The following is a 10,949-nucleotide window of genomic DNA, read 5'->3' as shown; positions in this document are numbered from 1 at the left end:
ATCGCGTAAGGGGTACCCTGTTTGTCTCTCTAACCATGGAAATTATTGTAATGAAAAATGCTCATCTACAGTTGTTACTTTTAATTCTCCATATTTCGGCATAATCTTCAGAATGTCTTGCAAACTGAACCTCCCGATGGCTAAAGCCACGGGGTTCTTGTGTACTATAGAGCTTCTTCCATACCTTCGCATGGATACTGACTCTAATTCCACAAGACTTTCATGGGCAAACACCTCACTGGTGCTTATCGCCCTGTGCGCCCGATTCAAGACGTTGGATTTTTCTTCTCTATAAGAGTAGTATACCATCTTTGACTACGTCAAAGCAATCGGTTCATCCCATGTCTAAAGACGGGCTACACCCTGCATGGGCTTTCTCCGATTGTACTTGTAAAATAATGGCTAATTAAAGGTTGTACTTTCACTTTTCCTTTTTCAATCAAGGAAATGGCCATTGGATGAGTGTTGTATTTCGATTTTCCCCTTTTTTAAAAAAACCGCTGCTTTCACTGCTTTCCCTCCATCATACCTTTTAATCTTGGATAAAAATCATCCGATCAAGCACTGCCGTTGATGGCTGATACGCTTAAACCGTCTAAAGAAATAGTCTTGCCATCTAAATGTCTAATCTTGATGATCTTTCGCTCCGATGGAAGTAGGTCGAAGAAGTTATCCGAAAAAATAATCTTTTCTGCCGGAAGTTCCAGTTTAACAAAACGCGCAAAACAATCTGTCCGAATTTCTACTTCTTGTTTTTCCGGCATCACTTTTACTTGCAATTTCGCCTTAGGCAGCTGAAGATCTTTATGATTTCTTAGGTAATAATAGTTTTCCTCTGCTTTTTTATTCAACGATTTTAAGCGGACGACAACTTGTTCAGCAGGATTGCCTTGTAAAACCTCCGCTTCTGTTAAGGAAGCAATTTGAACCGAAGCATTTCCTTTCACATGGATCAAAAATTCTTTCGAATACACTAACTCGCCATTAAATCGGAACACTTCGAATACCAGCGTATCTTTCACATCTTCTAATCGGTCATTCACAACCCATAGATGTAAATCATCGCCAGGGTCATGTTCAAGCGTATATAAAAGAGGGGCATTAAATTTTTTACTATAATAATATGAAGCCTTTGGCAACAAGTAATAATCGATCATCGACCAACTCGTGCCAGGCCAGCAATCATTCAATTGCCAGATTAAAGCCCCGCTTGTTTGCGGTTTATTGCGGCGGTAATGTTCCATTCCATACTTTAAACCTTCAGCCTGTGTGAGCATCGAATAATTCATGTATTCCTCAATATTTTTTGGAATGCCGGTATATCCTTCCATTAATAAGAGCCCTTTTTCATGATGAAAATCTTTATTGCGATATGCCAATTCATCGCTGCCCCAATAAAAAGTTCCGTCAGGCAGATTTTTTTCCAGCGTATAACGATTGGCAGAAGCATGCATGCCAAACTCGCTGCAAAACCGGGTGCGATCTTTTTTATAATTTCGAAACGAAACCCCCTCCACACTGATGTTTTGTCCTAAATTCTGACCGAATTTTCGAGGTTCCACATTCCCGTGCCAAACTTGCCAATTATGCCGGTCGCCTTCCTCTTGTGAGTTGTGATCATTGCCGCCATATGGCGAACTTGGCCAATATGGACGGGAAGGATCTAATTCTTCCAGTAGTTCAGGAATTAACTCATGATATATTTTTTCTCCATAAAAAGGAGTGTGAATTTTTCCAGCGGCATGCTCCACTTCATACAACCAATCGTTTTCGTTATTTCCGCACCATAAAGCGATGCAAGGATGATTACGAAGCCGCTTAATCACCGAAATCACTTCTTCGCGGACGTTTTCCATATAATCGCGGTTGTAATCCGGGTATAACGCACAGGCAAACATAAAGTCCTGCCAAACTAAAATACCTTGGCGATTGCATTCTTGATAGAAAATGTCTTTTTCATAAATCCCACCACCCCATACACGCAGCATATTCATATTTGCTTCTTTCGCAAGCTGAATAAGATGACGATAGCGTGATTCCGGTACAGATCCTAAAAAGCTGTCAATAGGAATCCAGTTCGCTCCTTTCGCAAATATCTCTACACCATTTAAAACAAAGGTAAACCGCGGATTCCCTTCGCGATCTCTTTTCATTACTTCCACCGTACGAATCCCAATTTCTGTTTGATATGTGTCTAGAACTTCCCCTTCCCATTTTAAAACGACGGATAATTGATAAAGATTCGGTTCTCCTAAATCATGCGTCCACCAAAGATTTGGATTGTCGATGTTGAAAGTGAGTGTTGCTCGATTTTGATCAATATTTACGGTTTGGAAAAATTGTTGTTCTCGATCTTTTAACGTCACTTCCGCCTGTAAACTTTTTCCCTTAACAAAGTTTTTGGTGTAAATATCGATTTGAACAATGGCCCGAGAATCTTTCAAGTCAAGTGTTCTTGCGTAAACACTTTCGATTTTGGCAATTTTTCTTTTTTCTAAACGCACCTCTTTCCAAATTCCTACCGTTAGAATTTGCGGACCCCAGTCCCAGCCAAAATGATATTGAGCCTTGCGCGCCCATATGCGATCTTTTCCAAATCCAGCCCAATAATTTTTCTCTTTCTCCTTTAACTGATAGGAAACGGGATTAAATTTCACTGCCAAAACATTTCTTCCATCCACTATTTCTCTAGTAACATCAAAAGTATGAGAAATGAACATATTTTCCGTAGTCCCTAATTCCACTCCGTTTAAATAAACAGTCGCAAAGGTATCTAAGCCTTCAAAAATCAACTCTAACCGTTCATCTTTGTCTAGATTGTTTTTATCAAATGTAAATTCCGTACGATACCACCAAACCTTTTCTTCCACCCATTTCGATTTCAAATCATTGTAGCCGAAAAAGGGATCATCAATCAATTTCTTTTCCCGTAAAATCGAATGTACATCTCCTGGCACCTTTGCTGGTATCCAAAAGTGATCAATATAGTTTGGATCTGCAATCGTTAAATCCCTTACCTGTCCTACATCAAAATGCTGTATCTTCCAATTTTTATTGATTAACATTCTTCATTCCTCCTTCCTGTAAAGAAAAAGAGACCAAACCTTGTTTCATATCGTTCACAGGCGGTCTCTATAAAAAACTTTTTTCGACATCAGTTATATTTTTCCAACAAACCTTCACTTCAATACAAACTGCATTCCCTCTTTAAAGTTTTTGCTAAAGATAATGAATAGGATGAGAATTGGCAATGTCAGTAATACCGAAGCCGCATACATCGGTCCTGGAAACGCTCCATATGGACCAAACATTTGAGCTAGCAATACATTTAACGTTAACATATTTTCACTGTTAACCACCAGCATATCCCATAAAAGTTCTACCCATCTTTCCATAAAAAGGAATAGGAATATAATGGTTGTAATCGACTTAGACATTGGCAAGACAATTCTAGCAATAATGGTTAATTGTCCTGCTCCATCCATTTTGGCAGCTTCAATTAATTCATCAGGTATACTGCGGAAAAAGTTAGTGTACATAAATATCGCCCACAAATTAACGGCCTTTGGCAAAATCATAGCCCAATAGGTGTCGTACATCCCAAAGTAGCGGATGATTAAAAAAAGTGGAATTAATAGGATAACCGCTGGATAAAACATTTGAAACAAAATAATATTGTTGATCAAACGGCTGCCTTTAAACTTTAATTTAGCTAAAGCGTATCCTACTAGGATCGCTGTCACCATCATTAGCAAAGTGGAAGATAAAGTCACAACAAAGCTGTTAAAAAAGGCTCGGAGCCACGGTCTAGGAACAACATCATCCCCACCAGTAAATAACCACTCATATGAACGCAAGGTCAACTTAGTTGGAATCATTTTACGGTCCACTTGATCCCATGGGGCCAGAGAATTTAAGACCATATATAAATAAGGAAACACCATGATGATAAGGATAACAAAAGCCAAAATATACAACAGCGTGGTCTTTAATTTCTTACTCCCAACCATGTCTGGCACCCCACTTTTCCAAAAGCTTTCGAAACACTAGAATAGAAACGAATGTGACAACAGAGTTTATGATTGCTATTGCCGTTCCATATCCTGCATTTAATCTTTCAAATGCCTGGTTATAAATTTCTAACTGCCATGTATGCGTGGAATAATCTGGTCCTCCACCAGTTAATACATACGGTTCAGTAAAAATCCCAAACATTAGACCTACTGCTAAAATGGTGACAGTATAAAACGCTGGATGCAACATCGGGATAGTGACGTACCAAAATCTTTTCCAACCAACAGCACCATCCATTTCGGCTGCTTCATAGATTTCTTTAGGTATACTTTCTAAACCTGATAAAAACAGCAGCGCATAATAGCCCACAAATTTCCACGCCATCATAAGGGCAATGATTAGTGGCGCTAAAATTGGAGAACCTAACCAATCAATATCTAAACCTAAATGCTTACGAAAAAAAACGTTTAATGGACTGTTATAAGATAACACCCCATTGACAACAATGGAAGAAGCCACTCCTGATGCCAAGTAAGGTAGGAAATATCCTACAGCAAACAACCCTTTAAGTCTAGGCAAAGAATGAATAATTAAAGCTAAAAGGAGTGAACCCGCAATAACGATGGGAACAAACATGAGCATAAATTTATAAGTTACCAAAAATGCGGCCCGTACGCTTTTGCTAAAAAAAGCTTCGATAAAATTTTGAAATCCGACCATTTCATAATCAGGAGCAATGATGTTCCAATTTGTAAAAGCTAAATAAACAGCCCATAGCAACGGAAACAGAAAGAATATGAGTGTATAGATAAGGTAGGGGCTGGCAAAAAGCCACCCCAACCATGTTGTCTTTTTATTCATTTACTTTAACACCCCGTTAACAGCCTTTTTCATATCTTTCCAAGCTGTTTCAGGATCTTTTTGGCCTTTGACAACAGGATTTAAGGCCTCTTTACCAATCAATTCTTGAATTTCTACCGTTTTTTCGTTATCCACAGGTGGAATTGCGTTTGGAATGTTTTCCGCATACTGTTTTAATTGAGGGTTTTCTTCAAAATAGGATGCAAAAGCTTCATTAGTTGATAAATCATCACGTGCAGGTGGCAAGTTTGTTTGTTTGAACCAAGCTAAATCATTTTTCGCATCTGAAAATACCCATTTAATAAAGTCAAAAGCTGCTTGTTGTTGTTCTTTGCTTGCAGAAGCATAGATGACAATGCCTTTTGTATCTGCAAATGTTTTAGAATTTGCTGGATCTACGCCGTCAGGCACAGGCGGCAACGATAATACATAAGTTTCATTGAACTTCATTTCCGGGAATTTCTCAGCCCAGTATGGGAATGTCCATGGCCCAAGATCCACCATAATGGATGTACCTGTTTCAAACGGGTCAGTCGCTTCTCGAGTCAAAAGCAATTTATTCTTGCTTAAATCATTAAAGAATTGGAGTGTTTTTACACCTGCTTCGTCATCCGCAATAAATTTGTTTCCTTTAATAAAGTTATTTCCATTCGACGCTGCATTGTACAACATAAAGAAGTCAAACCATCTTGCCCACCATGTCGGTTTTACTAAATCAGCTCTCGCCCAAAGAAACTTATCAGGATATTTTTCTTTCAATTTCTTGCCAACTTCAATGACTTCACTATATGTTTTTGGCGGTGCATCGTATCCAAGTTCTTTTAGAATATCGATTCTCCAACCAAACAACATGGCATTAGAATAAATCGGCAAAACATATTGATGGTTGTCTGCAAACTTCCAGCTTGAAATGGTTTTCTTCATTTGACGTTTATCAATTAACTCATCAAAACCTTCAAATTCATCCAATGGCACAATCGCGCGGCTCGCCGCTAGCTGAGCTGCAAAACCGCGGGAAATGTTTTCAGAGACCGCAGGCGCTTTCCCTGATGCAATCGCTGATTGAATCCCTGCTTCAGAAGTAGGACTTTCCGGCATTGGCGTAACCTTAATTTTAACGTTTTTATTTTCTTTCATATAAGCCTCGGCCATCTTTTTCCAGAAAGCTTGTTGTGTAGGGTTTGGCGCAGCCCAGAACTCAAATTGAACAACTTTGCCAGCTTCATCATCTTTTGAGTTTTTCTCTTGATTCCCATTTTGCCCTTGACAGCCAGTAACAATAAGAACGGCTGCCAGCAATAAGGCGATGAGTTTCGCAAAACCTTTCTTTTTCATGTTTACTCCCTCCCACATTAATTTAATTTATAAATACTTTAATTTTGACATGATTTCCTGCAGACTAAGTTCCGCGCCGGCAATAGATTCATCAGCCGCGCCATAGTAGATTCTAACGGTATCTCCTTCTACAACTAAACCACAAGTAAAAACAACATTACCGAAGAAGCCGCTTTTTTCATAATCTTCCTCAGGTTCTAAAATAGGCTCTTCCGTTTTGGCCAGAATTTTGGCGGGGTTATTGAGATCCAAAAGAACGGCTCCTAAGCAGTAGCGATCATTTTTATCAGCAGCATGATAAATTTCTAACCAGCCTTTATCCGTTTTAAACGGAACAGCACTTCCGCCAATTCGCCCGCTTTCCCAACCCTTTTCACTAAGGCCTAACAAATATTGATGATTCCCCCAATAACGAAGGTTATCTGATTCTGCAATCCAAATTTCAGGCCTGCCAACTCCTTTTGGCACAGGTCGATGTAACGCATAGTATTTTCCATTAATTTTTTCAGGGAAAATTGCCACATCTTTATTTTCAGGAGGAAAAATTAAACCAAGGCGTTCGTAAGTCACAAAATCTTTTGTTGATATAAGTCCTACACCAATGCCTTCTGCTGATGCTGCACTATATTGAATATAATAAGTATCATCGATTTGAGTTACGCGCGGGTCTTCAACCCCCCATGCTTCACGTTTCGTTTCGGGATAAATAAAAGGTTTCTCATCAATGGTGAAGTTGCATCCATCTTTGCTGCGTGCAATACGAATATAAGATATAGACGTAAGATACGCGACTCTTCGATTAGAATCGTTGTAAAAAATGACTCGCGGATCAGAAAAATCAAATCTCGAATCATCTTTATGTAAATCAATAATTTTCAGCTTTCCTTCTCCTCTTGAAAAATCAATAACAGACGTTCTGACAATATTCGGATCTTCACTAATGGGACGTTCAGCTACACGAAGCAATAACAAAATTTCACCATTGTATTGAGCGACACCAGCGTTAAAAACTCCTATCACTTCATGATCTTGATGGAATGGTTTTACATCGCCAGGAGTAATTAACGGATTTTCCGGAAACCGCTTGACTTTCACAGTAAATCTCCTCCAACTTCTAATATGCATTCCATAATAATTCCCTCTTTTTTCACTAGAATAATGGAACGAAAGCTAATTACCTCATCAGTTACTTAGAAAAGATTGCGGCTTTATCTTTTTAATGTATTTCCAATAATGTCAGAAAGCCCTGATTAGATGTACATCCCAGCGAAAACATTTTAAGATTATTTATGTAAAAACCAAATATATTTGTAACGTTACATATCATTTTTTAATTATCGGTTTGTAATCTTTACAAGTAAATTATTCCATCTTTCATTTTTATAGTCAATAGATTTGTTAGGTTCATCATCACATTTATAATTTAGAAAAAAACACTTACATCCCCAGAAATAATGCTTGGATGTAATGCTTTGTAAGTGAAAGAAAAAATTCATCTGATGGGTATTCCCCTCCAGCTATCATCATCCTAGGATTGAACAGGAATCATAGAAAATAATGAAGAGGAATTTTTCATTAAAAGCTTTTTCTCATATGTAAAAAGCTTATGTTAACCAAAAATTACATACATTATTTAACTTTTGTAACATTAAAAAAAGACCTTGATTTTCTGTTTTTAGAATGAAAAAATAATGTAATGAAATTTGCCGCTCTACTGAATAAAAAGGACTTTACCTAAAAAATTTAACAAGTCCATTATCATTCCAATTCTGTTCATTTCATATTACAATATTAATTGTCACTCTCCCCCAGATTTTGAGGCATCATCAATCACAGTATTTCATTCATTAGATTTTATACAATTGTAATCATGCCAACTTATTCATATGACTTGTTTTTGTGATACAAATGTTTGATTTTAATGCTTTCCTAAAAATGAATAATGGGTGTGGAATATGAAAAAGAAAGTAACAATGCAAGATATTGCCGATCGATTAAATATATCAAAAAACTCGGTATCCCAAGCTTTAAGAGGAAAAGAAGGGGTGAGCGAAGAAACTCGCGAGCGAATTAAACGTGTGGCCGAAGAAATGGGGTATCAATATCCAGGAGCGCGCAAGAAAAAGAAACAAGGAAGAACGGGGAACATCGGATTAATCGCTTCGGATTTAACATTTTCCTTAAAAAATTTTTTTGGCGAAATTTACTTGAGCATCGAAAAAGAAGTCGTAAAACGAGGCATGAACTTACACATCCAATCGGTTAATCAAGAACAAAAAGAAAAGCTTATTTTGCCTTCATTTATCGAAAATAAGATGGTAGACGGAATCTTAATTCTTTCTCACATCAGTACGGAATACATTAATAAAGTGATTTCAACCGGCATTCCAACCATTCTTGTTGACCATCATCATCCTAATATCCACGCGGATGCCGTATTAACGAATAATCGCTTTGGCGCTTACTTGGCCGTACAGCATTTAATTGAATTAAATCATCGTGACATTGCTTTTGTCGGTAATGTCGAATACTCACCTAGCTATGAAGAACGTTATGAAGGATATTTGCTCGCATTGCGCGAATATGGCATCGAACCAAATGAGGAGTTTATTTTCAAAAACGCGGAAGAAAAAGAAGAATTGATACTTCAGTACATTAAGCAATTAGAGCGGCAACCGACTGCTTGGTTTTGTGTCAATGATGCATTAGGATTTTTAGTCAACTCATGCTTAAGACAGCAAGGCATTCAAGTTCCTGATCAAGCATCCATATGCAGCTACGATAATGGTCAATTATCGAAAATCTCTACACCGAAAACGACGACGGTTGACATTGACTTGGAACTTTACGGGAGAAGAGCGGTCGAACTGCTTTTCTGGAGAATGGAAAACAAAAATGAACCATTCCAAGAAATCCTGCTCTCCTCTAAACTAATTAAAAGGGAATCAACCGCCTTCGCACCAAAGCGATCTTGAAGGTTTGCTCCAAACAATGATGAAGAGGCTGATCCCAAACTCTGGGATTCAGCCCCTCCTTCATTTCAATATGATATTTTACGGAAGCAATTGCAAGTCTGTCCAGTGCGGATGTGCTTCGAGACGCTGTTCCATGTCACGGAATGCTTCTTTAGGCAAGTGAAGTTAATCTCTTAAAATATTATGGGAAATTTAGGCTATCTATTCATAGCGCTATATAAACGTAAAATAGCTCTTGCACAAGAAATCTCGCCAAAATAACAATGTCATCCTACATCATGAAGAGAGATTTCTCATGCAAGAGCACCTTCATTATCCACGAGATTTCTCTGCTTTGAACCATTGGCGGACTCCTTCTTGCCTCGCGCAAACTGTGAGTTTCCACCGAGATGGATCGTCAAAAACGAAACAGATGAGGCGTTTTTTTTCTTTGTTAACCGATCTTCTTCCATTCTTTCAACCTGTTTACGCTTGTCGCTCTTGGTGTGCCCTAGAGTATTTTCATCCTTCAATCTCTCGTGCCGTATGTTCCCAATCTATTTTGAAAAGAGGAGTGAGAGGCATTTTGCATTTCACTTTCTTTTGCAACTTGTCTTATTGATTTTAATTTGGCGGACAGCTCCATAAACCAGCTTTCATCCTTCGTTAATAAAGCCAATTCAATTAATGCCTTAATCGGTTCCTCACCATCAAAGGTCGACATCGGCAGTTTTTTCACCCAGTGTTTTAATGTTTCAACGGTTTTTCCAATGATTTGCTCATTATCACAATCCATCACCTTTATTTTGACAGTTCCTTGTAATGAATTTACTGCTTCAATATAACCGTATATCAATTCTCCATTTTTTGTTTTCCCTTTTACCCAATCCCCTACTTCCACTGGCGAATTACTTATTCTATCCATTGAATTCACCACCACTTAAAGTGTTATAATATCTTTTAAAAAAGACTCGCAATTGGGAACACGCCTTCTGTAACAAAAATTATTACATTTTATTTATAGAAAATCAAACAATTGAATTTATCATAAATTTATTGTAAATTTATCTTTACACTCTTCTTACGATCATTAGAATGGCGGTTTTCGTATAAAAATTATGATAAGAGAGCGTTTTATTTGCGATAAAGAAAAAAGGAGGGCTGTTTTCTTTCGGCGTTCAAGTTCTCCTTTTTTTATCCTATTCATCTTTCGAAGCTTCAGGCGTGACAGGGACGCACTCTATGATGATGAAACACTGCCCCGGTAAATAAAGAACAGCGCCGCCAACATCAGTCCTAGACCAAGCAGGCGGTTAACATTCATCGGAATTTTTTGCACGCCGAACAAGCCAAAATGGTCAATGATAATGCTGATGACCATTTGGCCAATGATTGCCGCAAAAATGGTTAAGGCCACCCCTATATTCGGTACAGAAAGAATGGCAAAAGTCACAAAAATGGCTCCTAACAAACCGCCAAGCAAATTCCATTTAGGCACTTGAAACAAATGAGTGATTTGCCCTTTGCCAAAAAATAAGACCAAAAATGCTAAAAACAGCGTGCCGACAAAAAAGGAAGTAAATGCTCCTTCAACACTGCCGATTTTTTTACCGAGGCTTCCGTTTATAGGCGCCTGAATCCCCGCCATCATCCCTCCCAACAAGGCTAAAAGAATGTACAAAAACTTCATTTTACTCCCTCCTGATAAGTGATGGTATTGTCAAAAGTTTATCCTCCACACTCACTGTTTTTCATTGAGTTTCAACGGTTAGAATAAAAAAAGCT

8 protein-coding genes are annotated in these 10,949 nt (G+C 38.1%); 1 reads left to right on the top strand and 7 read right to left on the bottom strand.

The window, feature by feature from the left end; translation table 11 throughout:
• Positions 1 to 557: 557 nt before the first annotated feature.
• The 5 genes from DCC82_RS03305 to DCC82_RS03285 form a co-directional block, all read right to left on the bottom strand.
• Positions 558 to 3,065, bottom strand: a complete 2,508-nt coding sequence (locus DCC82_RS03305) for a beta-mannosidase (protein WP_097354022.1) — start codon at positions 3,063 to 3,065, stop codon at positions 558 to 560.
• Positions 3,066 to 3,179: 114 nt separating this feature from the next.
• Positions 3,180 to 4,010 (bottom strand): carbohydrate ABC transporter permease, encoded by an 831-nt coding sequence (locus tag DCC82_RS03300; RefSeq protein WP_062678080.1) that lies wholly within the window; start codon positions 4,008 to 4,010, stop codon positions 3,180 to 3,182.
• Positions 3,997 to 4,875 carry a carbohydrate ABC transporter permease gene (locus DCC82_RS03295; protein ID WP_015863736.1) on the bottom strand — a complete coding sequence of 293 codons (879 nt, stop codon included), beginning with the start codon at positions 4,873 to 4,875 and terminating at the stop codon, positions 3,997 to 3,999. The genes DCC82_RS03300 and DCC82_RS03295 overlap by 14 nt, the downstream gene beginning before the upstream one ends.
• On the bottom strand, positions 4,876 to 6,210 hold the full coding sequence (locus DCC82_RS03290) for an extracellular solute-binding protein (RefSeq protein WP_097354021.1): 1,335 nt from the start codon (positions 6,208 to 6,210) through the stop codon (positions 4,876 to 4,878). It abuts the gene before it with no gap.
• Positions 6,211 to 6,237: 27 nt separating this feature from the next.
• A complete protein-coding gene (locus DCC82_RS03285) occupies positions 6,238 to 7,335 on the bottom strand; it encodes a BtaManbiosPhlase (RefSeq protein ID WP_097354020.1) in 1,098 nt (365 codons plus the stop codon).
• A gap of 830 nt (positions 7,336 to 8,165) precedes the next feature.
• Between DCC82_RS03285 and DCC82_RS03280 the strand changes: the two genes are divergently transcribed.
• Positions 8,166 to 9,185 (top strand): substrate-binding domain-containing protein, encoded by a 1,020-nt coding sequence (locus tag DCC82_RS03280; protein ID WP_097354538.1) that lies wholly within the window; start codon positions 8,166 to 8,168, stop codon positions 9,183 to 9,185.
• A gap of 508 nt (positions 9,186 to 9,693) precedes the next feature.
• On the opposite strand, the gene DCC82_RS03270 is transcribed toward DCC82_RS03280, so the two are convergent.
• A complete protein-coding gene (locus tag DCC82_RS03270) occupies positions 9,694 to 10,089 on the bottom strand; it encodes a hypothetical protein (RefSeq protein ID WP_108430233.1) in 396 nt (131 codons plus the stop codon).
• Between the two features lie 315 nt (positions 10,090 to 10,404).
• A complete protein-coding gene (locus DCC82_RS03265) occupies positions 10,405 to 10,854 on the bottom strand; it encodes a DMT family transporter (RefSeq protein ID WP_097354539.1) in 450 nt (149 codons plus the stop codon).
• Between the last annotated feature and the right edge of the window lie 95 nt (positions 10,855 to 10,949).

This window comes from Geobacillus sp. LYN3, from assembly GCF_003064505.1.
GTDB classification, from domain to species: domain Bacteria; phylum Bacillota; class Bacilli; order Bacillales; family Anoxybacillaceae; genus Parageobacillus_B; species Parageobacillus_B toebii.
The sequence above is the reverse complement of the archived record's forward strand: the minus strand, read 5'-3'. Positions and strand labels throughout refer to the sequence as shown.